We start from the raw sequence: 26,668 nt of genomic DNA on the forward strand, positions 1-26,668 counted from the left end.
GCCCGTCTAAACCTTGTCCGTCAAAGGCGAGGAATGCTCAGGCGGAGCAGAAGGCGGTGACCAGTGCTTCGCCTTCAGCTCATCACGCGAACGATGAAAGATGGCCTTGAACCGTTTCAATGCATTGTCGAGAAGCACATTCGCGTTCTGATAATTACCGCTGTATCGGCCGGACTTTGAGTTGATCATCCAACCGGAAGCATCCTTCCGCAGCTCCCCACCGATCCGTGCCGGTTTGAAGTCCGTAAGTGTTGGATGCCCTGCTTGGTCAATTTCCTGACCGATGATCAAAGTTCCCTCGTGATCGATAACCCAGATCATGAAAGCGTTCAGGTCACTTACAAGATCGGGAAACAACTCATCCAGCCGCTCATCGACGGCTTCGTAATACGCGCACCGATGTTTGTTCGCAACAACGTTATCATTCTTGACTTCCTTAGCCTTCAAACGCTTGGGCGCACGCGGCTCCCCATATGACTCATCCAAATGATGATGCAATGTCCTTTCGGAAGGACGTGCGCGACGGAGGAAGGACGCCAAGAACGAACTGCGTTCAACATCGGCCAAAGCATCAACCCCCACACCACTCTCTTCAATGGCCGAAATCACGGCTTGCATGGCGAGTGGATCCTGAATGTAGATCGCCGATACTGCATGCCCTTGAGGAATATCCGTGGCATCCACAAGCATGAGAAAGGCAGGCTTATTCCCGTGCTTGAACCGAGCCACCCACTGGAAGCGAGCAAAGCCGTTGGTAAGAAGTGCGACCCGGCGGTGCTGCGCGTCGGTCAAACTGTCGGGCATCGTCGCCGCGTCCGGAAGCTCGACTTTCAACACCTCTTTCTTGATTTGAGTAAGCTCCATCAGGCTCACATCAAAATCCAAAGCAAAGTCTGGCGAATTGATGTTGTCAGGGGCAAGAACATTGATGCCATTGCGATATACGCGCTGGATCAAACGACAAGTGTTTAAGATAAGATCAATCGACAATCGCGCCTTCTTGTCCGTCATAGCAAATAATGTTTCGGGAACCAACAGTTCGTGAGGCTTGATCCAACGGCCTAGGTCGTCTTTCTTCTGGAGCACCAACCCCCATTGCTGAGGTTCGCGAACCTTGTAACCCACTTCACCTTCTGATGGGTTGAGGCGCACAAATCGCGCTCGCGCAAACGGGCCAAGCCGATCATCATGCACGTAAATGGATGGATCGCTGTCGGAAAAATCGAAGCCCACGATGGTTAACGCATGACCAGCCCGCTTCGTCAGCTCACCATTCCCTTCAATGGTGTAGACCTCCACACCCAAAATCAAAGGAAGCGCGCTTCGGATGTAGCACTGGATGAGGTCCTTTGCTTTGTCTTGAGAAGTATCTGTCAAATTGTGCGAGTGATGCCTCAATCGCTCCACATCCAGTGCGCGCAAGATCTGCTTGTTGGTGAGTTCTCGACTGGGAAAGCTGTTGCTCGATCCGGGAATGAAGTTGATGGCATTGGTGGTGATTTCACTGCATGACGGAATTTCGCGTAGCGAACGCCATTGAAGGGCATGAAGTGCTGACCAGATCGAGGTGGCTGCACACGCAGAAGTGACTTTGTCCTGCTCTTGAAAAGCAATCGAATCAACCGACAATTCGATTCCAAAGAGGTTGACGGTATACGTTCGCTTCAACGCAACCTTGGAGCCCGAATTTAGACCCTCATACAACTTCAAACACGTTTTCCCGATGACCGTCTTGGGCAGCGGCTTGATGACGACGAAACCCAGATAGTCCTTTTGAAGCTTTTGCAATTCGGAGTCTGGACCACCTTTGCCCAGACATGCCTCGATATGAAAGTGTTCCCACTTGCCACGGAAGAAGTGCAGTCGCGCACACTTATGGCCACGACTGCTGAACCGCCTGACATAGAACTTGGCGTAGTCATCCAGATAGTCCTTGTCCACATATTCGGACTCCAGGAGAACTGTCTCTGCCTTTAGATCATTCAAATATCTAAAAATGTAATCCACCTGATCCTTGCGGTTCACATCCAGGAATTCTGACCCAAAGCACTCTTTGATCAGGTTGCTGATCGTCAACCGACCGAATTCGCTAACAAGAAAAGGTGTCATGGTTCCCTCCAAAAAAAAGCAGCCCGAAGGCTGCTTTTTATCGATAGTTTTATGGATGCTTACAAGCTGTAGGCGCGTTCCAGACCCTGGCTTGTCATGGCCATGAGGGTAGCCTGCTCCTCAAACTCGCGCTGCGCGTCTTCGACCAACTTGAGCACAGCCTTGACCCGCTCCTCATTAACGGCGGATCCTCTTTTGGCGGCGGCAGCAATGATCATCTCGGCGGCGGTCATAAGGAGCTCCAATCGGCTCTGAACCAGGACGGGGCACACATCTACGCTAACTCACCCAAAGTGAGTCCACAAGCACCTGTCCACAAGGGGAAGACGGGAAAAACTAACCGCCTAGTCTAGTGACAGGCTTTTTGGGGTGTCAACACCCCGATTTATCGGCGGTTCCGTGACCAACTTAAATCCCTTATTTCACGCAATCTTCACGCCCTCCTCCTTGAGGGATACCATCCAGGGCCCCCGGAGTGGCCCGTGGCCGCGACGAGCTAGAACAGTGGTCACGGGCGACCTGACTGGGTGGTCAGAGGAGACTTTATTCCTCAACTGAATAGTCAGTTCACTCTGACCACCCAGTCTTGTTGGAGTGTGGCCACTCTATTGCTCTGCGCTGGCCACGGCGCGAACGTTCCGCCCGCATCATCACAGGTTGTTACTCACGCGTGATGGCAGTCTCGGTTTGACACCCAGCCCGCCAAATCGGTATTGACACGATCCAAACATTCGTTTGAATGAAAGAACAGCGCGGCCATGGATGACTGCGTTGGGGTGAGGCTGGTAAATGGATCTCCTGGCCATCATCACGCCGCGCACATCATGATGTGCGCGGCTCCTCTATCATCGCCTCGCATCGTTGCCATACATCCCCTCGCTAGACAACCGGATTGACGTCGGTGACTTCCTCGCGAGCGTCATAGCTCAACTTGATTTTCACCGTCTCCCCTTGGATGACCTCTGTTCCCGTGAGATCGATGAGGGTCTCGGTCGGATGACCGAACGCGGCACGATCCGCTGAACTTGTAAGGGGATAAAGGGGAACTTCAAATCGCTTTTCATCAAGATGTGCATCACGCTCAACCGAAAACAGTGGAACCTGATAGGCGTGATTGCCATACGCCAGCATCAGAAACATATAGGGGTAAAGTCCCTCTTCGCTCTTACGTCGAAACAGACCCGCACGAACACGATCGTTAGGCATTGGCCCTGGAAACGTGGTCTCGTATATCCAACTCCAAGTTCCAATGTGCGCGGCCTTGTGATTGGGGTTCTGGATCCAGGCCATCAGTTTCGAGAAATTTACGAGCTCGTCATCGGGCATCAGTGTGAGGCCGATCCGAACGAAGGCCTTCATCACACCAGCCGGCGTGTAAGGATCCCTGAGTATTTCCATGATGATGAGATGATTTTCCTCATCGACCTCGTAGGGCATAGCATCCCGGCGTGCGTTCACTTTAAGAGTCGTTCCGGACCCCTCTATCCGCCAAGGGTCTGGTCCCATGCCTATGATGGTCGGAACACCTTTTTGACCAGGAACACGCAACACCGCTCGATGCGGCTTCGTCCAGATGCCCAAATCATTTTCGATGCCGATGCCAAAGTTCTCATTGCAGACATCGCATTCGTAAACGCTCAAAAGGTTTCGGGCAGCCAGTAACTGTGGCGCAACATGGGCTTCTTTATTGAAGGTCACGGCAGGTGTTGTTTGACCGCAAAATCGACACACTCGACGGCTCTTGTCCCGAATATGAGTCTCGTCGCCGAGATAAGTTCGGTGTCCAAGCCCGATGGACCAGAATCCGATGGGGTGATAGGCCTGGTGAAACCAGTTGCCGCCGTTAACTTCGTTCGTTGAATCGGTCATGGGATCTCCCGCCAGACACAGCCTATGTGAAACCATTAAGAGACTGTCACGACCGCCAGGATACAAGTCAGTCCACTTACCTGCTTAGCTTCTTGCCATCCGTGATCGCCTCCATTTGCCATCCATGTATAACCCATGCGGACCTCATATCTCATCCTCGTTTCTAAAATGCTCTGGCCTGAGATCAATGAGGTGACCATCCGGGCTGATGCAATAACTGCCTTGTAGGTAGTAAGGACGAAGCAACAATGTCGCCGGCATGATGATGTCGACCGACTTGATCTGCCGAAGGTAGAGCATCAGAGCAACGAGCAACCCTGCGATGGCATTGAGGACGTTGAACAAAGTGGCCTGAGCGTAGTGTTCTGCCCGGCGATGTTTCACCTCGTTGTAGCCGCCCCACCAAGCGGGTTGCTTCCCGTCTTTCCAACTTGCCCAAGGCGTCAGCCGCAAGCCATGGCGTGGGATCGAAACCGAAGCTTCCGAGATGATGGAATAACGGCCGGCAAGCAACTCTCGACATTCACCCAAGTTGGCCACTTTCTTTGGCTCTTTCATGCTGTGCGGTGTCGCCAACAGCTTCATCACAACGTCTACTTCGGAACATGCAGCCAATAACAGACGGGTGCATTCGATCGAGAACACGTTGAAGTTTGGTTCTGCAAACTCAATCGAACGTGCCAAAGCGATCAAATCCTGTTCGAGGGAGAGAAAATACATCCAGTGCATGTCGTTCCGTTCGAAGACCGCCTTACGCATCATCATTGCTCCTTCAAAGATTTAACCTCATGGAAGAAAAGGTCGGCGCGGACCTGGCCAGCTGTCGTTCTCCATGACGAGTGCGAGGTCCACCGGTGAGAAGCGACGCACCGACGATGCCGCCACGAACTGGGCCGCGAGCGCGAGCCTCACCACGGCTAACCGCGACAGACCCACTGCCGTGTATCGACTCTCAACATAATCGGGGAAACGCTGCACCAGATCAGCGATCAACGTGTCGTCGCGATGAGGTCGTGCATCAGCCAGCTTGGATGCCAAGTCAGGCAGATCGTGCTTCTTTTTCGGTTCAAGGCCGGCGCAATGGAGCGCGGCTTTCAATGACAACTCGGCTGTCAGGCAGACCGGTTGAACAATGCTGTCCACGCCGGTGGCGGTCGGGAGGTTGTTGGCAACGTCGGCAAGATTGGATCCCGCCATGTGCCACCGATCTTCCGCGGCCTTGTTGGTCCTCCCCAAAGCGTTGAGGCCCGAGGCGAAATCGTAAAGGTCCGCGAGTGCCAGTGCCGTCTGTGCGGCGATCGCAGGGTCGTCACGACACCAGGCCCACCAAACCTGAGCATCGCGGAACCCAAGGGCTTGCCATGTCTCGATCGGACTTGGGCTCCCGAACGCCACGCCCAAAACGAGCCGCCTGACGTCGTCCCCGGATGCCGCTAGGCCGACGCCGGCACCCGGCCAGGTGTTGGCGACATGAGGGAACAACGCGTGATAGGTCGCCGTGATCCGGTCTGCTTCGGGATTGCCGAACGGCGACATCGAATACTCAGGGCCCAAAATTTCCCGCGCGGCCCAATAGGGTCGTGCATGGGGTCGAACGCCCGCCTCAGCCAGTTTCAGATCGAGGGCACGGAGGTCCGCTTCTGTCCACTTCACGATCATTGGTGCAACGCCCCAAACACGACAGGCCAGAGGGTAGCGCGGATCGAACTACCTACGCTGGATCCGTCAAGGCCGAGGTCTTCGGCGCGTCAAGATGGATGAAATACGTTTCCTCAGTCTTGTCGGCGCCATTGGTTCTTTGACTTATTGGCTCAGCGCCTAATGATTTGAGCAGAGACTGGCCAGCGTTACCTTGTATGGCCTTGGCCGTCAGTTGCCGAATGCCACGATCAACGCAAATTTCGAAGAATTGCCTACACGCTTCTTTCGCAATGCCCCTGCCTTGGAAAGGCGACAACACATGGACAGCTAACTCATTGTCGATGTCGAGAGATAGAACGCCAACAAGTTCATGGTCATATTCAATCGCGATCAAGTCTGGAAATCGGGTTTTGGCCATGTCAACGGGTGGAAACCCAGGAGGCATCACCTTGGAATTAGCGAGGTCTTGGTCCGTGAGGGGACGTAGAGATACTTGATGAGGCATTGTCATTCTCCGAGGATTGCATTTGTGGTGCCGAATGATCATCCAGGCATCGACACTGTTCCAGCAGAACTCTCTAAAACAATTTGCCGATGCGAAAATCGCCACCTAGATCTTCAAGATCGCCTTTGCCTTCGTTCGATACCATGGGTCCGCCTCGTCCAACTTCATCAAAATGACATCGCAAATTCCCGTGCTGACATCCACTCGCCACACACGTTGCTTTACTCCCGCCGGGAGATGCCAAAACTCGGACTTACTTGCTTCGGGTTCAAGGACAAAAAAGACAGAGTGCGGTCGATTTGATCCGCGCTTGCCTAGAAACAGCTCCGCACAACACAGTAATACATAAGGTAGGTATCCAGTATTGAAATCCTTGAATGCCCAAATGTTGTGTTGCGACGCTTTCTCCAAGAGCGATAAAAATTCAGTCCACATGAGTTCCGGACAAACATCTTTCGCCCGGTAATAAATGCTCTCGATGTTTTCCAATGCGTATTGCTTGACTCGGGCCGCCTCGGCAGCCGACACACGCTCGGTCTTGGTGAATCGCTCGAACGCTTTACCGGCTTCGGCGGTCAAGGGGCACCCACTGTTCTTCTCATGAGAAAAATGAGTGTTGACAGTGGGAGAGTTCGGAGCTTTGACCAAAAGCACTTGTTCGCAAACAGGACAGCCGGCCGTTTGTTGTCGTTTGGTGATCAACCAGTCCTTGATGTGGATCAGCCTTTTGGCCTGATCTCCATGCACAATCGCCTCATACATGTGGCACTTGCCTCCGTTTCTGTTCGACGAGATCGAGCCTACGGGGGCTGATGGTCGGATGGCAAGACCGCTTGGAACAGCAAGCGCCTCAGATCTGGGTAGCGTCCGGCAGCAGGTTCGTCTCTTCCCCTGCCTCCCAAACCGGCAACATCACATGCTGGACCCAGAAGACCAGACCTCTATCGTCAAAGATGTCCGGGGAACCGTCGTTCTCGAAAAAGAAGGGACTCTTTGGATTGAAGACAAACCAGTGTCGAGATCCATCGGGGCGCGCGTGCTCTTCCACGACGAAACCGTGTTTGGAAAGGTGGTCAAGGGAAGCAGCGATGTCCATCCCACGCTTTTAGCCGACACCGGTGTTCTGTCAAGCGGGTTACGTCAGCCGTTGCTCTGGTCCAGCCCACCTCCTTGACGGGCTGCTCCCTCCCCTGCTGTGATGGCTGCGCTGGCGGCTAACCGCCGGTTTCGTGGTGGGACACGACACAAGGGGAACAAGATGATGGATCATCGGATCGCGGCGCGCCTGGTCTGCGCGCTTGGCATGGGAATGGTTGGCCTGGCCTACGGCCAGCAGCAAGGCACGGTCACTTACGTTTACACGGATCCCCAGGGCACACCCTTGGCGGAATCGGATGCCCAAGGCAACATCACCAAGACGTTTGATTACACACCCTATGGCAGTGTTGCGACAGACACGGCGCCCAATGGGCCGGGCTATACCGGTCACGTCAATGACCCGGAGACGAACCTCGTCTACATGCAGGCTCGCTACTACGACCCTGTAACCGGTCATTTTCTAAGTGTTGATCCCGATAACCCGAAGGCGGGTAATGCCTTCAACTTCAACCGGTATGACTACGCCAACAACAACCCCATCCGATATACCGATCCGACGGGCAAGGTGGTGCATTTATCCGATCACCCCGAGACGATCGTCGCTCTCATCAATTCACGAGCCGTTGGCACGTTTGGCGTGGACAAGAGCGGAAATCTGATGGTCGTGAGCTCCAAGGGCGACACATCTAAATTTTCAAGCACGTATAGCAACGACCTGAAAGGGGCGATCAACGCCAAAGAGACCATTTCCGTGTCCATCAGCCCTACTTTTGAAAGCTCGGCAACCGGAAAAATGGAAAGCGTTGATACGGTGATGGGAGGCGGCGTCACCACTGGCGCTACGAAGGGTGGCAATCAAGCCGTGGTGATCTCAGGAAACTCGAACACCAATATCAAAGATGTCAACGGCGCCCCGCTTCGTGATGCGCCCGCAGATATTCTTGCTCATGAACTTGGCGGTCATGCCATCCCCCATGTGACCGGGGCGCAGTCGGGCAATGCGGTGACGGATGAAAACAAGATTCGAAGTGAGGTGCCCGGAAGTGGTCAACGCGCACCCGAACCCGATCATGTGGAATGAGCCATGAAAAATCGGATCTCACACATAAAAGCCGCGGCAGCGATGATCGTTGCACTCGGTTTGTGTTCCCCGGCGGCCTGGGCAAATCAATACAGGGAAGCCACGCTCGGGCAAAAGGTTGCCAGCTCGGATGTGGTGCTCATCGGTCAAGTCACCTCCACTTCCCCGTCTGATTGCTTGGCTTCATTCAATTGCGCAACCATCAAGATCGTCAAACAGCTCAAAGGTGGCGAGACGTCAAAGGTTGTCGTTCTATTTGATGGCCCGATCGCCGAAGAAAACCCACTGTGTTGTAAGACAGGGGTGACTTACCTGTTCTTCTTGAAGCGTGCAAAGGCCGGCTATTACGTGTCGGCCAATGGCCCTTACGGCATCTATCAGACGAACTGACTAGGGCCAGTCGGAGATACTCATGACGACGAATGAGAAAGCGTCTGGCAAGACGCCAGGAATCACTTGCCCGGTTTGCCAGTTCTTCGTGAGGCTGGCGGTGGAAGACATCCTGCGCAAGAAGGAAATCAGATGCCCGAGGTGCGGCAAGGTGTTTCTGATGGACAGCGCACAACCGGTGGATCAGCCGAAGGATCTGCGTTGATGGGCTCAGCGGATTTTCACTGATCTGATTTCGTGCAGCTCCGACGATCATTGACGTTTCATGGCCCCGGTCGCGGGAAAACATGGAACAGTCAACTCTTGGCGGCGATCAAAGCCATTGTTGTCGAGCGAAGGCGCGATCTCAATCTCCGCAAGCTGCACAGCATCACTGTGGGCTTCGGTCTCGATGCCATGCTCCGTGCCCACTACGCCTCATTGCAAGTATCCTCAGCCTTACAGCGTTCTCGAAGTAACAGGAACCGCGTCGGGGCTGCCGGCTGCGTCGCAGGAGTGATGCGCGACGGCCGGTATCTGAGCCAGGTTTTTCTCGATGCCACTCATCTCGTTGACCTGGTGGACGACCCACAAAAAGAAAGCTACGCGGCCAACATCGTGGCGCATGAACTGGCCCACGTCGCGCTCAACCATTGGCAAACCCAACCAACCTGGGACTATGTCTCTCCAACGCTCCGCCGGGATTGGCGGTATGAAGCCCTGAGCTATTGCACGTTGCACTTCTGGGACGAATACGCCGCATGCAGGCTCAGCGCACGGTTCGGTGATCCCAAGCTGGTTGCCCGCAACTTTATTGAGTGCCTCTTTCATCATACGGTGCAGCTCCCAAGGTTGAGGCTCCACAACCGAAAGCATTGGCAAACGCGCCGTGCCGCAAAGACCTTCCTGAAAGCGGTCAGCTCCGCAGCAGAGCCGCTTCGCAGCGCCTCTTACATCATGGGACACATCGACGGACTGGCTGTGCCAGTCAACGTGTTGGACTTGTGCCCGACCGTGCGGACCACGCCGTTGGCCACCTGCTGGCCTGGTCTGCACCAGGAACTGCAACGGCTGTGGCAGCAATTTGATCCTGATTTCGACTTCGCCCTACTCGATGGCCTGGCAAAGGTGTTGATGGACGCCACCCGAATCTGCGGTGGTGAGCGGATGCTTGCCGGCATGCCACTGACTTAAACCGCGCCCTTGTAGAGTTGAGGGGCTTGCTCGCTCAAACCGACCGGCGGACTCACCTATCGCGTAGAAAGAAAAGCCGCCCTTTCGGGCGGCTGGGGCGTCATGAAGCAAGAGGCCGCCCCCGCCTCTGAGGGCCGAGCGCCTTAGGGATTCATGTGATGGCAAAGCCTCGAACATGCCGGCTGATTTCATCCAGCACCGCATACGCCAGTTCCTGAGTCAGGCCACCCGCGAGATACGACATCGCGCCATCGTGTTCGACCACGACCGCATGGCTGATCGGCACCATGCGCGCGTGGGTCATCGCGGCCCCTGCCTGGCCGGCACGCTGGATGGTGTTGCCACCGTAGAAAAACACCTGGCCGTCTTCCGTGTTGCGGATGCCGAACCGGTAGATCCGCTGCCGCGCGATCACTTGGCCATCCGGAAGACGGACAGCATCGGGCTTCACCGCAAACGGTCCCAGCGTCGCACGGCGTTTGTTCCGATTGCCCCGGTTCATCAGGGCGAACATCAACACCGTTCCCACGACCCAGACACCAACAGCAGCAACGATGATGCCGAAGGAAGCAAGAGCGATGACGGCGGGAACGGGGAACAGGACACACAGCACCGGACCACGTTTGGGAAGCGGTGACGGGCGTGCCGCAATGACCGTCCAGTCCGCCTCCGTTGTGACCGAAAGCGGCGGCCCGCGGTGACGGGAAGCGCTTTTGAAGCCTGGCACGAGACGGGGAAGCGTCAACCACACGCCAAGCATGCAGAGGGGCACAAGGAGACTTGGCGAGATCAGTCGAACGTGCAACACGAAGAAGAGACACCAGCCAAGAACGAAGCCACCGACAACGGCGATGACCCCACGAAGAAGCTGAAACATGATGACCTCCCCTCACATGTTCGATTGATTGTTTTCAGCCCGCACGTATTTGCCGTGCGCATCGAAGAAGAGGAACGTGTCCTTGCCCTTCGTCGAAACACTGTGGTCAATCAGACTTACTCCGGGGATGTAGCTGCCGACGGACGATTGGCTTGAAATGTATTGGTAGTGCAACCGAGTGCCACCGTCACTCTCTGTCTCCTGCTCCTGGGGCTGACCGAGCGCCGCCACCACTTGGCTCATCGTCGTTTGTCCCGGCACGAACTGGCCGACTTTGGTCTGGTCGTAGTCGCGGCCCACTGTCGTCGCACAGCCGGCCAGCACCACCGGGATCACCAACACCATCAACTTCAAGCTGATTCGCCAGCGCGGACGCAACGTCCTTGGCAGCGGATGTGGTTGGGTTGCAATCATGTTTTCCATAGATGCCCCTGAAACAAAGAAGACAGGTGTGCGCGGGATCATCCGGAGCACACCTGCATCAGCTCCGGCCAGATCGACCCTAAGCCCTTGATGCGTAACGCTGAATAAATGAATACACAAAGTTCTTGTATTATTTCTCAGCACGCCAGACCGCAAGCGTGAGGTTCGGCGCAGACTACGAAGGACAGAACAGGCCTACATCATCAATGTTGATGATGTCTTGGACGGCCAAGCATTGTAGGGTCGAGGGAATGAGGGGGAAGACGTTGATCTTGGAAACTTTGGTAGCGGATCTCTATGAGTCCGCCCTTCTTCCTGAGCAAATCCCAGACGTTTTAGCGCGCATCAACCGGGCATTGGATTGCGATGGCCTGCACCTGATCGGTAAGGACGAGGAGACGAGTTCGGTGTTCGCCAGTGTGGTGATCGGTGAGCGCATTGCGGCGGCGGAGCGGGATTATCTGGCGCATTACCATCGCATCGACCCGCGACTTCAAATCGGGTTGAACACGCCAACGGGTATGGTCGTCGCCTGCCACGATGTGCTTGATGATCATTTCGTCAGCGGCTCGGAGTTCTACCAGGACTTCTTGATCCCGGCGGGTCCCCGCTATGTGATCGGCGGCAATATTTACAGAACGGGTGGCAAAAACATCCACGTGGCGCTCAACCATCTCATCGGTCGCCCTGAATTCTCAGAAGAGAAACGGAAAGAGGTGGGCGCCTATATGTTTCACCTTTCTCGCTGGGCCAAGCATTTGTTCTTGGCCGACGAGTTACGCGGGGCGGCCAGCTCCGGGTTCTTTGCCCTCGAAACGCTAGGCCAAGGCATCCTGATCCTCGACGAGCGATCGGCGGTGCTGTTCGCCAACCAAGCCTCACAGCGACTCCTGGGGAATGTCCTGACCACCCGTGGTTTCCGAACCTCCTGGGCCCCGGGCGCTCAGCTCAAAGCACAGTTCAAAGCGACGATCCGGGATCGCCAGGCCCGGACCCGGACTCTGGTGCACCCCATTGGTGGCCGACCCACCCCACTGGTCTTGTCCCTCCTCCCGCTTCCCCGGGACCGGGGAATGGGTGTTCGGATGCCCAGCGGGATGGAGGTGGTGTCCCGGGTGCTGGACCCCGCCCTGCCCGGCGGCATCGGGGTGATCCCCTCCGCATCGCTGGTCGTGCTGATTCGGGAGCAGGTGGCGGTCTCGCCGCCCGGACCTGGGCGCTACCAGCGAGCCTTTGGACTGACCCCCGCCGAAGCACGCCTGGCGGTCGCGTTGGCCCATGGCGCCAGTCCCCAGGGTTATGCCGACACGGCGGGGCTCAGCATCGCCACGGTTCGCACCCAGATCCGAGCGCTTCTGGCCAAAACAGGGGCTGCCAGTCTCAGGGCGCTGGTCGTCCTGCTGGCCAGCCTGCCGAGAACATCACCATGAGGAACAAGTGGCCCGCCAACCCTTTGGATGGATACATAAACTTCTTGTATCTGCGTAACAGATGTTCGCGTATATGGTTATTGCCCTGTTCGATTGGAGCGGGCAATGGCCACTGCGCGGAAGAAAGCCCAACTTCGCGGGATCAAGTCGATTTACCGGCGTGAAAACTCCCATTTTATCGAAGCCCTGCGCGCTGCCCGCGAGAAGGCCGGACTGACGCAGGTTGAGCTTGGGGAACGCCTGGGCCGACCCCAGGCGTTCATTACCGGGGCAGAGCGCGCGACGGTCCGGCTTGATGGACTCCAAATCCGCGATTGGTTGGAAGCCTGCGGATCCGATTTGGTCACCTGGGCCAAGGACGTGGAGGCGCGGTTGGCCAAGGAAGCCGGTGTAAAGCGGCCGGCTGCCAGACCAACAAGAAAGAAAGAAACAGGCCGGAACAAAAAATAAAAGATGTCGGCACGTGACCCTAGTGACGTCGCGAATCATTCAGACCCGCACTTGCACGGCTACGCCAGTCGCCCCTGGACTTTCTGCCATCGCTCGTCGCATGATGAGGCCGGGAGCGCGGTCTACGCTTCCGGCCCAAAAGGCGACGCTGCCCACCAATGGCGAACTGTGACAGGAAGACCGCGAAGCAAGACCTGGTGATTCCCTTCAAGGCGAATCCGGGCCGTGGGCACTTGGTAGTAGCCGCAAGAAGGAAATCACATGAACCTCGTTCCGATTACCTATTCGCGGGTCAAAGAGCTCAAATCCGACGCAAAACACCTTTCCCGCAAGGGAGCAGGTGGTTATCAGGTGTTGCTCGAACAGTCCGCACAGCGTGCAGGCTTTCACCATTGGCACCACGTGATGTTGTCGTTGAAGCAAACTGAGGAAGCACGTGCCACGCCTCAGCATGGCAAGAGTTTGTCGGCCGCAGAAGTGGCCAAACTGGTTGACGGCGGTGAGTTTCTTTTCGCCGGAGATGCAAATGCGACGGGCTTTTTCTTCCGAGAGGCAGATCCAGCCCTGCGGGCTGAAAGTCAGGCGAGCATCATTGCGTTAGCCGGCATGCTCGGTATCGAATCGATCGACGAGCTGAAGCGCATTTTCGTCAAGGCAAAGCCTTGGGCACGCGAATACTTCAAGGCGCTTGCAGAAACTAGCACAAGCAGTCGCTGGCGCTCGGAAACCGACTTCCTGTTCTTTCTGGTGCTCCTCGGCGCTCAGGCAGACTACATCGCGGTTGCTGATCTCATTGATTTGGGTTGGGGTAAATCCCTCGCACTCGAAACACTTCAAGCTGCGCGCGATTTCCGTCGCAAGTTTCATTGAAGTTCGCTGACTTCTGGGCGGCATCTGTCGCCCAGAAGCGGCTTGCCTAACAATCTCCACATGACATCGCAGCGTTGCGAAATGAGCGCCCCCACATGACGCGAGCTCACCCTCTCCTTCGCTGGCAACTGGGAACCTTGCTCATGAAGCAGCTCGATGCCTCCAGCCAAGTAACGAGCGGAAAGAAGAGCTCGCGTCCCGACATACTGACTACGTGTCCGGCGCCGATCACCAAGTGGTTGACCACCTGCACATCAATCAGGTGGAAACGGTGAGCGTCGCAGCCCGTGCGATCCGGAGGTTGGAGATTTGCGTCCCGGACCGGTCGCTGGAGCACCCTCGAATCGAATAAGATGAGTCTTCGATAAGGGGCTGTCCTTGAAGGACCATTCGGCACAAGCCGAAACGACGGGTAGCAACAAAAAAGCCCGCATAGAAGAAAGGGATGAGGTGAAGAAGAAATCCTTTCCAGTGATCGACCTGTTCGCTGGGCCGGGCGGACTCGGCGAAGGGTTCTCCTCGTTGGTGGACGCAGATGATCACAGCCGATTCTCGGTTCGGGTCTCCATCGAAAAGGACGAAATAGCCCACCGCACGCTGTCGCTGCGGGCTCTTTTCCGAGCCTTCGGGAAAGGTCAGGCGCCGGACAGCTACTACGACTATGTCCGCGGGGACCTGTCTCGGGAGGCATTCCTCTCCCATCGGTCCATAGCGGAGGCTGTGCGCCATGCCGCTTCCGAAGCCAGGCATGCTGAGCTCGGCAAGACACCCGCCAAAGAAGTGGATGGATGGATCAAGTCTGCCCTCAACGGCGCCACCGAATGGGCCCTGATCGGCGGCCCACCCTGTCAGGCTTACTCGATGGCTGGGCGCTCCAGGCGCCGCACGGTGGATCCAACAGGCTTCGAAAATGACGAAAAGCATTTCCTCTACAAGGAGTATTTGCGCGTCATCCGAAAGTTCTCCCCCACGGTGTTCGTGATGGAAAACGTCAAGGGGATCCTGACGTCCACACACCAAGGCAACTACATCTTTGAGCGAATCTTGTCGGACTTGGCCAAGCCCGGCAACGGCGCTGAATATCACATCCGATCGTTCGCCACTGATGGAGAGTCGGGCGAACTGAACCCCGCTGATTTCCTCATCCTCTCGGAACGCTACGGTGTCCCACAGAGTCGCCACCGGGTCATCCTGTTTGGGGTTCGATCTGACATCGCGGAGCGTGTTGCGAAACGAAGGGTGCGCCGCGAACGTCACGTGCTGGAACCAGCCAAAGAACAGGTTGGCGCTGTTCTGGCACTCTCGGGGCTTCCCGCGCTGCGCAGCAGGTTGTCCCGCGGCCAGGACAACCATCAAAGTTGGCTCGAAGCCTTATCCACCGCAACTGACGGGCTCATTTCGTGGCGCAGTGAGGACCGCCCTGATGTCGAGGCGGCGATGACCAAAGCGCTTCGTCGTGCCCAGTCGCATGTCAGCTTTGGGGCAAGATTTATCGAAGAGACTGTATCCATGGATGCGGCGCTTCCCAAAGCGCTTCGCCGCTGGTATCACGATCCGCGCCTGGGCGGCGTGCTCCAGCACGAAACACGGTTTCACATGCAATCGGATCTGCACCGTTATCTGTTTGCTTCGTGCTACGCCAGGAAGCTGGGAATCTCCCCCAAGCTGTTTCTTTTTCCGCCGCGTCTATTGCCCGAGCATTCAAACGTAGACGACAAAACGATCCCGTTTGCAGATCGCTTCCGCGTGCAGATCGCGGGTGCACCGTCCACCACCGTGGTCTCTCATATCGCTAAAGATGGCCACTACTACATTCATCATGATCCGTCCCAGGTGCGCAGCCTGACGGTTCGCGAGGCCGCTCGACTTCAAACCTTCCCTGACAACTATTTCTTTGAAGGCAATCGAACCGCACAATACATACAGGTCGGCAACGCAGTTCCCCCCTGGCTGGCTCGACAAATTGCCCAAGTGGTCGTCAATTTCCTTGAGGATGCGCAAATCCTCTGATCTCACCCGTGCTGCCGTCACTGGAGATCCAGGACGACAGTAATTGCCCCAGCGAGTTGAGGATCAGCGGGTCACGCGTTGCGCACTCCCACACGACCAAGATCCGCCAACCGTCGACTTTCAACGATTCGACTGCCTTTCGATCACGATCAGCATTGCCCACAAGTTTCCGAGTCCAAAAATCGGAGCGGCTCGCGGGAATCTTGGCGAACCTGCACTGTTCGTGCTGGTGCCAAAAACAGCCATGAACGAAAACCGCAATATGTCGCCCCGGCAATACGATATCCGGAGACCCAGGCAGTCCGCGGCGGTGCAATCGATATCGAAAGCCTGCCGCGAACAATGCCTTGCGAACGAGCAGCTCCGGCTTGGTGTTTTTGCCCCGGATTCCCGCCATCATTCGACTGCGCGTATTGCGGTCGACAATATCCATGGTCTGATCTTAGCTTACGACCTCCGGGATGCCGTAGGCCGAAGGTGAATACTGTGCATTCAGAACCTCGTCGCGGCATTCGGGCTTCTTGGCCCACTCAGAAATCATGCGCCCATTCGACGTGTTGTGAAGTTGATCATTCACTTCCCGTGCCCATGTGGAAATCTGCACCAGAAGCTCAGACGATAACCCCTGGTTGTTCCAGACCCGTTCCAGGCGAAACTCGTCTGCGTAGGTTCGCGCCACCAGCGACACCACATACGAAGCAACGTTGCTCTTGAATGCAGGAAACATCGGTCGAATCAGCTTCTGCACCGCCCTGTATATGATGGCCTTCGCCACGATCGCCTTGTAGCCCGCAGCGTCTAGCGGAACGATAACTTCGCCTTCTTCCGGCGTCGGCATGGATGCCATAAAACGGTCAAAACACTTCTGAGCACCAAGGCTCACGACATCCGGCAAACCACTCCATGCCATCGAGTATTGAGCCAGATCTGTCTTCGTGATCTTCCGGGCTGGTGGAATGCTCTCCTTCAAAGCTTTCATCTTCGCGGGCGAAGTTTCGCGCGCGAGCATCGTGGCATAACTGCCTGCCGCACGCTCGTAGAACCAACGCCCTATCCCATCGGGGCAGTAGACGGACAACGAAAGACGCTCCACTTCAATATGATATGGCTTGTTGGCAGAAAGGTCCGATTGACGAACTGCATTTTGACTGTTGGCAAAGCGTGAGATATCCGAAACGAGCGCCTCTTCCTTTGCTGCGTCGTTTCTTTTGAGAATGATGATCTTCGCCGGCACACGCACGCGGGACAGATCGGTTTCCGGGTATTTCTTCTTGGTGAAGTAAAGCGATGCGGTCGTTTGACCCCCATTGACGATCTGCATGCCCTTCAACCACGCGATGCCGGGGACACCATCCTGGCCTTGCGCCATGATGGCCTCGTCCGCAACCAGAACGATGCCGTTGTTATACGCCATGAAGTGGTCCGGAGATTCCCGCAACGTTTTCTGGATCCCTGCGTTCACGCCCTTGGATCGCGCACTCAGAAACGATCGAACATTGGCTTCGAGAAGCCTTGCGCCGAAGCGGTCATAAAGATGGCGCAGCGCCTCGCCGGGAATGGCGGCCAGCGCGTATTCGTAATCCTCCTGCCCAGGGACAAAGACACATGGCAACGGCGAGCCTGCAATCTGATTGAAATCGACAATCAATTCGTCACGCGGCTTGCCCTCGGATATGTGCCGATAAAGCCGCTCAATATCCATAACCTCAAGGCGCACGGTCTTCCCGGAAATTTCCCGCGCCTTAAAGTTCTTGGACTTGGACTTTTTGTCTGTCAGAACAAAGATGCGGATTTGATCCAGTTCGTTGTAGCCCGCGTGTATGGTTTCCGCCAAAGAACGAGCATCGTGCGTTGGGTCCAGGCGTGCCGCCATCTTCCCTTCCACGCAAAGCTGAAGAAAACGAAGGCATTGGTCGGCTGCGGTCTTACACTCGGCGTCGGTGATGGGTGTGATCTCGTTGACGCCTTCATAGAGGCTAACAAACAGGTCGAGTTGGTCTCCATCATCAGAGAGTGCGAAGCCACTCAAGCGCAGATTGGCGTTTCCGACCTTGCCGTCAAAATCACACGAAGCAGGCTCTGACGTCATACCGGCCTCGGCCATGTGCTGCATGACGATTTCCGCAAAGAACTTTTCGGCGAATGGCAAACCGCCGGACATCTGTTCCCGCACCTCTGACTGGATCTGCGTCAAAAACTCCTGTAGTTCCATAATCAAATCACTCCCAACTGTTTCAACGCATGGGCAAGGTCAAGACGCGCACCGCTCACGCAGTCCAGGTCGATGTCGTAAGCTGCCTTGAGCACGCCCTGCGGCACGCTCCCGAAGGTCAACCGTGGAAAGTTCGCACCCACGAGCGCGACCCGTATATCAACGGCTCTAAATTGACGCGTGTAGCGATCGGCATGCATGGGCAGGTAACCCACGGCAAAAAGAAGTTCGTTGTAGCGTCGATCAGCATCCGGATCGCCACTCAGTAACTGGCGCACCATCTCCACCGTCCCAGGCAAATTCACTCCATTCTCGGCCATCTGGAATCGCACACCCACAACGAACAGCGGCTGTAGAACCGAATCATCGAGCTGTTCCAGTGTTCCGATCCGGGCGAGAAATCCTGCGATGGACAACGTCGACTTCACTTCGAGTGCCCCGGTGCCAAGCTGAAAGTCCTGGGACGCATCCAATGGACCTTTCCAGCTGTCCAACGCGGTGGAAATGCTCACACCGGAGCTCAGCATCAACGCCAACACATTGAGCTCACCAACCAACCCCAACTCAGCCTCCGGCGAGAGCGGCCCTCGCGGGGTTCGCATGAATGCCTGCCACGCCCGAACGCGAGCGAGAAATTGATGATGAGCAAACCGCTGCGCGTTTGCAGCGCGGTCGAGCTCCCCCACTACGTCACTTACCATGGTGAGGAATACATCGGACGCACCATCTGAGTTACGCGTCAACGCCAGCCACAGCATGCCATCCCGGTAGGGATCCACGCGCTGCACGCGAAACCCGGTGCCGTCCGGCAATGCTTCACCGGCAGGGAGTGCTGCGCCCGGAAACCCCACCAGCAATGCTTCTTCCCCATCGGGAAAACAACGCCCTGCAGCGACGGGACAATGACCCGCCGCCGTCACACGGATGGTTTGCCATCCCTTGGTCCCCGTTCCGCCTGCAAGCGCGTTCCAGGCAAGCGAAAACTCCTCATTCGCCCGCGCCATATTCCTGCTCCCAGCGTAGATGATCTACCTGATAGGTCACTTTCACTCCGTTATCGCTACTGGGGAAACTCACACCGAATGCGATGACCGGAAGATCATCGTTTTCGAAACCATGATTGAGTGCATCGCTCGGTCGCGCCTCACACGGATCCAGCGCATACAACAGAAGCAGCCCGCGTTCGGGAGCCGCTGTGACACCGGCTGCTCCCTTGCCGCGAATGCGCCGCACCGCAGGCCCATTGGGAACTTCTGGTTGCGATGGCCGCGACGACCTCTTCCCACCAGTCGCTTCCCACGTGCGAATTGTTAAAGAAAGCGCGGCCTGCCATGCGTCATCGTCGAGGTCGATAGCCTCGTCGCGCGGAGATAGAAGGCGGCCAATCGAATACTTCTCAGGCCCAGACGTCTCGTCCTTGCGCTTGAGCATGTCGATGTAAATGTCGTTCCCAAACCTGTGCGGCCGCCCCTCTCCGCCACCGATCATCACCACTGTCCATGACGTGAGCTCATTGGATCTTGCCATCTGACGGACGAAGTCTGCGAGAAGGTTGCTCTTGACCTTGTGTGCGTCGGGATGAGTGAGATAGTTGCCAAAGAAATCTGCAATCAAGTCCGCTGACACGCCCTTCCACAGGTAACTTCCGGTCCATTTGCTCTCATTGCCAGCTCGCATCCGTGTGGGATTACGTTCGTTGGGTTGCCCCATTCCGCGAATCAGATCTTCCGTCGCAGTGAGATTCCTGGTCAGGCGCACATCTGTCTTGAAGAGCGAAACTGTTTCCAGCAATTCACCACTGAACGACAACTGTAACTCTTTCGATGTCCGCATCTTGAGCGGCGAGGTGACCAGCAACACCGAGTGCGACTGAACGCGCAGTCCGTAATTTTCGGGGGTGTCTCCGCGCTCTGCCATCGCATCAAATTCTTCGCGAAGCTCCTCAGACGCATCGGCAATGTGTTTAAACCACTCGACCAGATCCTCCGACGTATAGAGCCGGCAAAGATCCAGATACCCCGGCCGGTAACCGAACCATCGCCCCATCTGCATCAACGTGTCATACATCTTCGTAGTGCGAACAAAGTAACTCGTGCATAGGCCTTCAAGTGTCAGCCCGCGAGCGAGCTTATCCCCACCAATGGCGATCACCTTCAAACCGACTTCACTCTGGTCCGAGTAATCCAACGCATCCTTTGCAGTGCCATTGACCACACGCACTATGATGTCACGGACCACATCAGGCAGAACCTCGGCAATCGCCGCCCACTCTGGAATCAGTAACCGCTCACCGTGTGACTCCAATGGCTTTTGAAGCACCTGACTGGTCGGAACGAAGTCCTCCTCCCACAGCTGGCGCAGACCACTCAGTAAACCTTGATGATCCACTTTATGCGTCAGCTTCTGGCGCATGCTGTTCACCACTGCTTCGACCTGCTCACGAACCTCACCCTGCACGCTGGTGAAACGTGTCACGTGAATGAGCATGGAAGAGTGCTCCCTGCCCTGACCGCGACACTTGCGCGCGGCGCAAGCCAGAACGAAGGAATGGATGGCTTTAATGAGCGAAGGGGGAGGAACCGCCTGCCCATCAAAAAGCGGAACGTGGTCCTTTTTGTGCTTTCCAGGCATCCAGCCATCGGGATGATCGGGCGCTTCTTGCTTCACATGATCCGTAATGAAGGACGTCAACGGCAGCCCTTCAGACCGACCTTCTGGTGAACTCAACCCGAACACGCGCGCGGGGCCTACATAGTTCGACGGCGCTGCGAGGTTGATGATGAAAGACTGTGGGAAAAGGTCCAGTCCTTCCTCATTCGTCGCTCCGCGCCGATGAATGAAAATATTGGCAAAGGGAGTTGCCGTGTAGCCGACGTAGGCAGATTTCGCGAACGAATGAATGATCTTTCGAATGAGGCTGTTGATCGCCGTGGGCTGGTGCTCGTCGTCCGGCACACCGTCGCTGTCAAAGACCTGCTCGCCGGTATCCACGGAAGCATTGTCTGCTTCATCATCGATCACCAGCAACGGAAGATTGGTGACGATCTTTCGACCTGTTGCAGCGTCGGTGCTGTCCGCTACATGGCCTCGTATCCATTTCAGCAATTGCGTCAACACCGTCTTCTGCTTCTTCACCACAAACAGCCACGGCCGCTGCTCTGGCGAGATGGCGAATTGACGTGCCACCCCCGCGTTGAAATCTCCATTGTCCGCCCGAGTGGTTGCGCAGTTCGGATGAATGCGAGGATCGCTATCGATCAACCCGACGCCCACGGGAGTTCCACGGTCACGGTTCTCTGACGTTTCATACCCTAGGAAGCTTTCTTCCAGGCGGATCTGAGTTTGTGAGCGGAGGTTGTTATGAAGACCCGCCAGCACGATGATGACCTTGTAACCAGCGTCAGCGGCCTTGCACACAAGCCCGGAATAGTTGCCGGTCTTTCCCGATTGCACGTGCCCAACCACCAATCCGCGCCGATCCCAATTCCCTTCTCGGGTCGGGTCTTCCAGCTTGGACAGGATGCCATCGGTGGACTTATCCAATGCCTCGACCACGCTCACTGAAAGTTTACGTTCCAGCATCGTCTGATAGCGCTGCCAGTAGCGCCAATCCTTCTTCCGCTCCGACACCAGCCATGCGATGTGATCATGGGTGTCCTCCAGCGCAGAATCGCGACCAATCCAGTGACTGAAACGACGAATCAGTTCCGCGATGATGAATTCACGGTCTGCGTCTGAAAGCGACGCACTCACCACGGCAGTCGCGTGATCAACCTTTTCCGCAATGATTAGGGGAGTGATGGCCTGCTGTTTCCCCTTTTCAACTTCAAGCAGCGTCTGCGCGATGTTGAGAACGGGGGTCAGGGATGAGCTGGTATCGAGCATAGGAGGGCCTAAGTAGATTCTCGAATCGTGTTATGGGGCGTCCGAAGACATGGCGTTGACGAGACCGGGGTAGTTCTGAAAAGGATCCATCGTGAGCAGCATGCGTCTGGCGGTTTCATCGCTCAGACCGCGCCTACCGGTTAGATCCAGGAAGAGAGTGTCAAGCACTTCAAGGACGGCATCAGGCGGTTCTGAGGCGAAGCCAATCCGCGATGCTTCTTTACCCTCTGCGGTATCCAGCCAAATTTTCTGAATGGGCACTGTTTCCTCGATGACACGAAGCATCGCTTTGACCAGGGCCAAGTTTTCACCGCAAGTTTCGAGCACGGCAGCAATTGCGGGATGGTGATCATCGATCCGATACCTCACACCAGTCTTGGTATGATCCGCTCGCCACGCCTGTTCGATCGGTTGACCACCACTTCGGTTGATGGGCCCGCCGCGCGATGCATACACTTTCCGCGCGCGATCTCGTGTTTCTTCGGCCAACTTTGTCAACCAACCGCGCAACGAAGTGGGTGGTCGCGCTGTCGCCTTTCGGATGTCTATCTTCCACTCGGCGTCGGCCGTATTCGTGATGTCCAGACGAATGCGGGCCAAGCGGTGAGCTTCTTCACGATTCCACGCACGTCGCTGCCCCAACCCCAGCCAACCGCCCGCAACGAGTAATCGCTCGTTGCGATAGACGTAAAACCCTTGTTGGGATGTCCAGCCTGCGACTCCAGCGGCGTGCTCCATCTCACGCTCGGTCAGCTTGTCCTTGTGTGGCAACACATGGCATTGCACTTCGATCTGACCGCCCGTCGTGGTCAGCTTCGCCACAGGCGAAACCCACGGCTTTGCAGGATGTCCCATCATGAAAGGGTCCCACGGTGCGATTGGATTTCCATTCAAGAAGATTTTCAGGCGTGGTCGCGCACCATCGAGCAAACGATGAAAGACCATCGCCAGGTGGGCCTCAACCCGATCAATCAGATCGCTGAAATCCGAAGACTTATACCCAGGCGTTACGATGCGATCCAGCGCTTCCCACAGCACAAGCGTTCCATGCGTGTGCTCGGCGAGTGAGCCGATGAAAGCCTCAGAACCGTCGGATGGGCCTTCGAAAATCAGCCAACCACTCTCTTCGCTACGACCAAGTTCATCAAGGTCCCAGCGCAGACACGAGGACACCTTCTCTTTGACCGTCGCAACGGTCAACCTACGGCAATGCGAAAAGGAAGCAGTCTTGAGCCCCATCCCGAACCGCCCAAGGTCGGACGCATCGCGCGCATCGAGTGGGCTCTTCGCGCCAAGCTGCATAGCGCGCTCCAGTTCCCGGTCAGACATCCCGCAGCCATCATCGAGAACGGAAATTCGGCTGTGCTCTTCGTCCCAGTCAAACTCCACGCGCACCTCGGTGGCATGCGCCGAGATGCTGTTATCGATGATGTCAGCGAGCGCTGCTTCGACGGAATAACCCACCCCGCGAAGGGCCTCGAGCATGGCCTCAGCTCGCGGTGGAAGATTTCGAGTCCCTGGTATGGTGCTCATTCGTCTTCGTCCGATTTAACGGACTGTCGATCGTCCATGAAGGTAATGAGCGCACCACGACGAGTGGGATGCCGAAGCTTCCTTAGTGTCTTTGCTTCGATCTGGCGGATACGTTCGCGAGTCAAGTCGAACTTTTTGCCGACCTCCTCAAGTGTGTGGTCCGTGTTTTCACCAATCCCAAACCGCAAGCGCAAAATTTTAGCTTCCCTTGGCTTCAGGTTGCCGAGGGCAACACGGACGGTTTCGACCAACCCATGATCGAGCGCGAGATCGAGGGGCGATGGTGTGTTGATGTCCTGCAGAAACTCAATGCGAGGGTGCTGCTCATGCTCCCCAACATGTTCGTCCAGGGAAATCACGTCACCCGACCGCCGCACCAGCTTACGAATGTTGTCAACCTCCAGACCCATCTTCACGGCCAGCTCCCACGCACGCGGCTCGCGCCCCAATCGCTGCCACTCCTCACGTGAAAGCCGCCCCAACTTATTGATGGACTCGATCATGTGAACGGGAAGTCGAACGGTTCGACCACGGTCGGCAAGGCCCCGCGTGATCGACTGTCGGATCCACCAAGTGGCATAGGTAGAGAACTTGTATCCCCGACGGTATTGAAACTTGTCGACCGCTTTCATCAGTCCGATATTGCCGTCCTGAACGAGGTCCATAAATTGCTCACCGCGATGCGTGTATCGACGAGCGATCGACAGAACCAAACGTAAATTTGCTTCTACCATCGCGTTGCGTGCGCGTCGTGCCTTGGCAACCCCGCTTTTGATGGTCAAGGCCATAATCTTGACTTCGGACAACGGCATGAAGAGCTTTCGCGAGATTGAAGCAAGGTGTTCCTGCTCGGCATCGATGGCCGCCTTATAGATGGCGACCTCGGGCGACCACTTCGCGTGTTTGCCGATCAGCCCATCGGACCAGGTTACATCCCCCTCATGGCCGGCATATGCGGCGACGAACTCATTTCGCGGCATGCGAACCTGGCGGGTCATGACATCGAACAGTGCGCGCTCATGCCGATCGAGGTTGTCCAAAACGCTGCGTAGCTTGTTCGCGAGACCATCAATGGCGGCCGCAGACAGAGCGACCTTCATGAATTCACGAGCCACCTGTTCACGCGCGGTGTGGGCATTGTGATCGAAGCCATTGCGTTCAACCGCGCCGCAAAAAGACAGGTAACAAGCGCGCAGCCGTTCGAACTGCTCGATGGCCTCTTCGCGTAACTCGCCAGCGTCCTCGGTGTCCTCGTCCAGGAGGGTGTCATCGCCATCATCGTCCGCCGGAGGTGCCACCTGACCTTTGAGCGCGGCCTCGATCTCTACCGTGCTGACCGTCTCGCGCGCATCGCGGAAGCCGGCAAGGAACTCGCTTAGTCGGAGCTTGTCGTTGAGAAATGCGTCAAACGTTTCGAGCAATGCCCCAATCGCAAGTGGAAATTTCGATAGCGCCAGCTGCACTTGGTAAAGGCCATCTTCGATCGCCTTAGCCACAGCAATTTCTTCTTCTCTTGTGAGAAGCCCAGTTTTCCCCATGTCCCGTTGGTAGACACGAAAGCAAAAGTCGGCCGACGCGCTCACGCTGTCATGGAAAGCCAGCGCGTCTTCCAGTGCCTGCTCCTCCCGCTCATCGGGAACGTCCTGTAACGCCTCCGTGCGAAGCACCTGTCGTTCATCGGCAAGTATGTTCAGCTCGCCAAGTGTCAGGCGGATGAGGTTTTCCGCATCCAGTTCTCGTTCCCCATCCTCATTCTCACAAAAGGATTGGATATCAACGTCAGGGACACCACCTTCACGCATCGCCTTGAGCAGGAGGCTCTTAAGTGGCCATCGAACATCGGGGTCGACGGGACGAGCAGGTCGAACGCTTCTTTCTGGAAGAAAGGCGGCGACATCACTCCAGTCGGTGTAGTCATCGATGAAGCTGTGCTGGGAAAGGACAACCTGGATCGCCTTGGCGGCGGCCGCAATTGATGAGTCCCCTTTGGGAGCGATGGGTTCTTCTTCTGCCACCCACGCCGAATCGTCCTCTGCGGACGCCGTAACATTCGGGTCCTGACAACCGTCGGCATTTGAACGCTCACGGTCGGCGGGTGGCTCTTCCAAGGTCCTCGTCTGCGCTCGCTCATCCAGGAAGGTCTGGATGACGTCGATTGCTTGGGTGGCGTTGGCGAGTTGGGCGATGACCAGCGCGCTCTTTCCTTCGCCATCAACGAGATCGACGTCGGCGCCGGAAGCCAACAGAAGTGAACATGTTGAAGCGCGGTTCTGCCGGGCAGCAAGCATGAGCGGCGTCTGGCCCGACACGTCCCGCCCATCGACATGGTCGCCTCGTTCGAGGTGCACACGCACTGCCGCATCGGCGCCAGCCAGCGCAGCCAATTTAAAAAGCCGGTTCAAGGTGGCCGGCTCAGGCAAGACCACAGCGCTCACGAATAGGGCCTCATCATGGCGATGCATACTGCATCGCCATGGTGGACTGGCTCATCCATTGAGTTCACGTGACGTCCTAGCCATTCGGTCCAATTGACCCATCATTGATTATCCATCCCCCTGTCTCGTCCCTAGAGACTGCCCAAGCCCTGCAATGCGCCGGTCTGGCCTTACCCACGACGGGATATATCGACCGCCCGAGGTCGGAATTAAGACAGGCGAATACAGTCCCTCGCATTGCGAACTGAAGCACAAAATGCGCCACGACGAAACCTGCCGAACGTTCACGGGTTTACCGGGATTCGCAGACCAACAACCGACGAAATTGGTAAGAATTGAGCGCTGAGAGTCGGTCGGCTACGTGCTTCGGATCGTGCCGCGGTTGCAGCCTCGCCCGTTCCTTCGCTTTAGAGGGCGCTTTAGGCGAATAAATTAGCTCCGCACGGCGACATACACCTGGTGCTGATCGCCCCCTGGCTGGCCGCCGTTCGGGCGACCTCATAGATCGGCGCCTAGTCGGCGCCCCAGATCTCCGGGGTCTCGGCAAGGTCGTTGCGGAGATGGGAGTCCAGGTCACCGAATGCCAACCCGGCCGGCATGGGCAGGGGATGCTTGGGGCTGCCGGATCGCCCCTCGTCGCGGGGTATCTTCGGCCCGACCCGCATTGCGGTTCCCTT

At 56.5% G+C, this 26,668-nt stretch carries 24 protein-coding genes; 8 read left to right on the forward strand and 16 right to left on the reverse strand.

Annotated features, from left to right (window positions below):
• Positions 1 to 6: 6 nt before the first annotated feature.
• From ISP18_RS12515 to ISP18_RS12550, 8 genes are all read right to left on the reverse strand, one after another.
• The gene (locus tag ISP18_RS12515) at positions 7 to 2,109 is read right to left on the reverse strand and encodes a hypothetical protein (RefSeq protein WP_380012176.1); all 2,103 of its coding nucleotides are present in this window, start codon (positions 2,107 to 2,109) and stop codon (positions 7 to 9) included.
• 59 nt (positions 2,110 to 2,168) lie between these two features.
• On the reverse strand, positions 2,169 to 2,342 hold the full coding sequence (locus ISP18_RS12520; protein WP_380012179.1) for a hypothetical protein: 174 nt from the start codon (positions 2,340 to 2,342) through the stop codon (positions 2,169 to 2,171).
• Positions 2,343 to 2,988: 646 nt separating this feature from the next.
• Positions 2,989 to 3,978, reverse strand: coding sequence for a hypothetical protein (locus ISP18_RS12525; RefSeq protein ID WP_380012182.1), 990 nt, complete (start codon positions 3,976 to 3,978; stop codon positions 2,989 to 2,991).
• A 144-nt stretch (positions 3,979 to 4,122) separates the two neighbouring features.
• Positions 4,123 to 4,743 (reverse strand): hypothetical protein, encoded by a 621-nt coding sequence (locus tag ISP18_RS12530; RefSeq protein ID WP_380012185.1) that lies wholly within the window; start codon positions 4,741 to 4,743, stop codon positions 4,123 to 4,125.
• A 21-nt stretch (positions 4,744 to 4,764) separates the two neighbouring features.
• Positions 4,765 to 5,637 (reverse strand): HEPN domain-containing protein, encoded by an 873-nt coding sequence (locus ISP18_RS12535; RefSeq protein WP_380012188.1) that lies wholly within the window; start codon positions 5,635 to 5,637, stop codon positions 4,765 to 4,767.
• Positions 5,638 to 5,689: 52 nt separating this feature from the next.
• The gene (locus ISP18_RS12540) at positions 5,690 to 6,037 is read right to left on the reverse strand and encodes a GNAT family N-acetyltransferase (protein WP_380012191.1); all 348 of its coding nucleotides are present in this window, start codon (positions 6,035 to 6,037) and stop codon (positions 5,690 to 5,692) included.
• Positions 6,038 to 6,229: 192 nt separating this feature from the next.
• A complete protein-coding gene (locus ISP18_RS12545) occupies positions 6,230 to 6,886 on the reverse strand; it encodes a hypothetical protein (protein ID WP_380012194.1) in 657 nt (218 codons plus the stop codon).
• 88 nt (positions 6,887 to 6,974) lie between these two features.
• Positions 6,975 to 7,220 carry a hypothetical protein gene (locus ISP18_RS12550; RefSeq protein ID WP_380012197.1) on the reverse strand — a complete coding sequence of 82 codons (246 nt, stop codon included), beginning with the start codon at positions 7,218 to 7,220 and terminating at the stop codon, positions 6,975 to 6,977.
• 162 nt (positions 7,221 to 7,382) lie between these two features.
• On the opposite strand from ISP18_RS12550, the gene ISP18_RS12555 reads away from it, so the two are divergent.
• From ISP18_RS12555 to ISP18_RS12570, 4 genes are all read left to right on the forward strand, one after another.
• The gene (locus ISP18_RS12555; RefSeq protein WP_380012200.1) at positions 7,383 to 8,303 is read left to right on the forward strand and encodes an RHS repeat-associated core domain-containing protein; all 921 of its coding nucleotides are present in this window, start codon (positions 7,383 to 7,385) and stop codon (positions 8,301 to 8,303) included.
• Positions 8,304 to 8,306: 3 nt separating this feature from the next.
• Positions 8,307 to 8,693: a hypothetical protein gene (locus ISP18_RS12560; protein ID WP_380012203.1), complete on the forward strand. Its 387-nt coding sequence runs from the start codon at positions 8,307 to 8,309 to the stop codon at positions 8,691 to 8,693.
• A gap of 22 nt (positions 8,694 to 8,715) precedes the next feature.
• Entirely contained in the window at positions 8,716 to 8,898 is a 183-nt protein-coding gene (locus ISP18_RS12565; RefSeq protein WP_380012206.1) for a hypothetical protein, read from the forward strand.
• Between the two features lie 98 nt (positions 8,899 to 8,996).
• Positions 8,997 to 9,866: a hypothetical protein gene (locus ISP18_RS12570; protein ID WP_380012209.1), complete on the forward strand. Its 870-nt coding sequence runs from the start codon at positions 8,997 to 8,999 to the stop codon at positions 9,864 to 9,866.
• A 151-nt stretch (positions 9,867 to 10,017) separates the two neighbouring features.
• On the opposite strand, the gene ISP18_RS12575 is transcribed toward ISP18_RS12570, so the two are convergent.
• Positions 10,018 to 10,743, reverse strand: coding sequence for a hypothetical protein (locus tag ISP18_RS12575; protein ID WP_380012212.1), 726 nt, complete (start codon positions 10,741 to 10,743; stop codon positions 10,018 to 10,020).
• 12 nt (positions 10,744 to 10,755) lie between these two features.
• Positions 10,756 to 11,166, reverse strand: a complete 411-nt coding sequence (locus tag ISP18_RS12580; RefSeq protein ID WP_380012215.1) for a hypothetical protein — start codon at positions 11,164 to 11,166, stop codon at positions 10,756 to 10,758.
• A 272-nt stretch (positions 11,167 to 11,438) separates the two neighbouring features.
• On the opposite strand from ISP18_RS12580, the gene ISP18_RS12585 reads away from it, so the two are divergent.
• The 4 genes from ISP18_RS12585 (at position 11,439) to ISP18_RS12600 (ending at position 15,926) form a co-directional block, all read left to right on the forward strand.
• Entirely contained in the window at positions 11,439 to 12,596 is a 1,158-nt protein-coding gene (locus ISP18_RS12585; RefSeq protein WP_380012218.1) for a helix-turn-helix transcriptional regulator, read from the forward strand.
• A gap of 105 nt (positions 12,597 to 12,701) precedes the next feature.
• Positions 12,702 to 13,046 carry a helix-turn-helix domain-containing protein gene (locus ISP18_RS12590; protein WP_380012221.1) on the forward strand — a complete coding sequence of 115 codons (345 nt, stop codon included), beginning with the start codon at positions 12,702 to 12,704 and terminating at the stop codon, positions 13,044 to 13,046.
• A gap of 261 nt (positions 13,047 to 13,307) precedes the next feature.
• On the forward strand, positions 13,308 to 13,916 hold the full coding sequence (locus ISP18_RS12595; RefSeq protein ID WP_380012224.1) for a hypothetical protein: 609 nt from the start codon (positions 13,308 to 13,310) through the stop codon (positions 13,914 to 13,916).
• Positions 13,917 to 14,294: 378 nt separating this feature from the next.
• On the forward strand, positions 14,295 to 15,926 hold the full coding sequence (locus tag ISP18_RS12600; RefSeq protein WP_380012227.1) for a DNA cytosine methyltransferase: 1,632 nt from the start codon (positions 14,295 to 14,297) through the stop codon (positions 15,924 to 15,926).
• Here the strand turns inward: ISP18_RS12600 and ISP18_RS12605 are convergent.
• The 6 genes from ISP18_RS12605 to ISP18_RS12630 are packed head-to-tail and all read right to left on the reverse strand — an operon-like array spanning position 15,895 to position 25,991.
• On the reverse strand, positions 15,895 to 16,359 hold the full coding sequence (locus ISP18_RS12605) for a very short patch repair endonuclease (RefSeq protein ID WP_380012230.1): 465 nt from the start codon (positions 16,357 to 16,359) through the stop codon (positions 15,895 to 15,897). The genes ISP18_RS12600 and ISP18_RS12605 overlap by 32 nt on opposite strands.
• A gap of 9 nt (positions 16,360 to 16,368) precedes the next feature.
• On the reverse strand, positions 16,369 to 18,138 hold the full coding sequence (locus ISP18_RS12610) for an AIPR family protein (protein WP_380012233.1): 1,770 nt from the start codon (positions 18,136 to 18,138) through the stop codon (positions 16,369 to 16,371).
• Positions 18,139 to 18,140: 2 nt separating this feature from the next.
• Positions 18,141 to 19,142, reverse strand: coding sequence for a PD-(D/E)XK motif protein (locus ISP18_RS12615; RefSeq protein ID WP_380012236.1), 1,002 nt, complete (start codon positions 19,140 to 19,142; stop codon positions 18,141 to 18,143).
• On the reverse strand, positions 19,126 to 22,023 hold the full coding sequence (locus ISP18_RS12620; RefSeq protein ID WP_380012239.1) for a Z1 domain-containing protein: 2,898 nt from the start codon (positions 22,021 to 22,023) through the stop codon (positions 19,126 to 19,128). Before ISP18_RS12620 ends, ISP18_RS12615 begins: the two co-directional genes overlap by 17 nt.
• A gap of 30 nt (positions 22,024 to 22,053) precedes the next feature.
• Positions 22,054 to 23,508, reverse strand: a complete 1,455-nt coding sequence (locus ISP18_RS12625) for an ATP-binding protein (RefSeq protein ID WP_380012242.1) — start codon at positions 23,506 to 23,508, stop codon at positions 22,054 to 22,056.
• A gap of 44 nt (positions 23,509 to 23,552) precedes the next feature.
• On the reverse strand, positions 23,553 to 25,991 hold the full coding sequence (locus tag ISP18_RS12630; protein WP_380012245.1) for a sigma-70 family RNA polymerase sigma factor: 2,439 nt from the start codon (positions 25,989 to 25,991) through the stop codon (positions 23,553 to 23,555).
• Between the last annotated feature and the right edge of the window lie 677 nt (positions 25,992 to 26,668).

Source organism: Dyella humi (assembly GCF_044904605.1).
Classification (GTDB): domain Bacteria; phylum Pseudomonadota; class Gammaproteobacteria; order Xanthomonadales; family Rhodanobacteraceae; genus Dyella_B; species Dyella_B humi.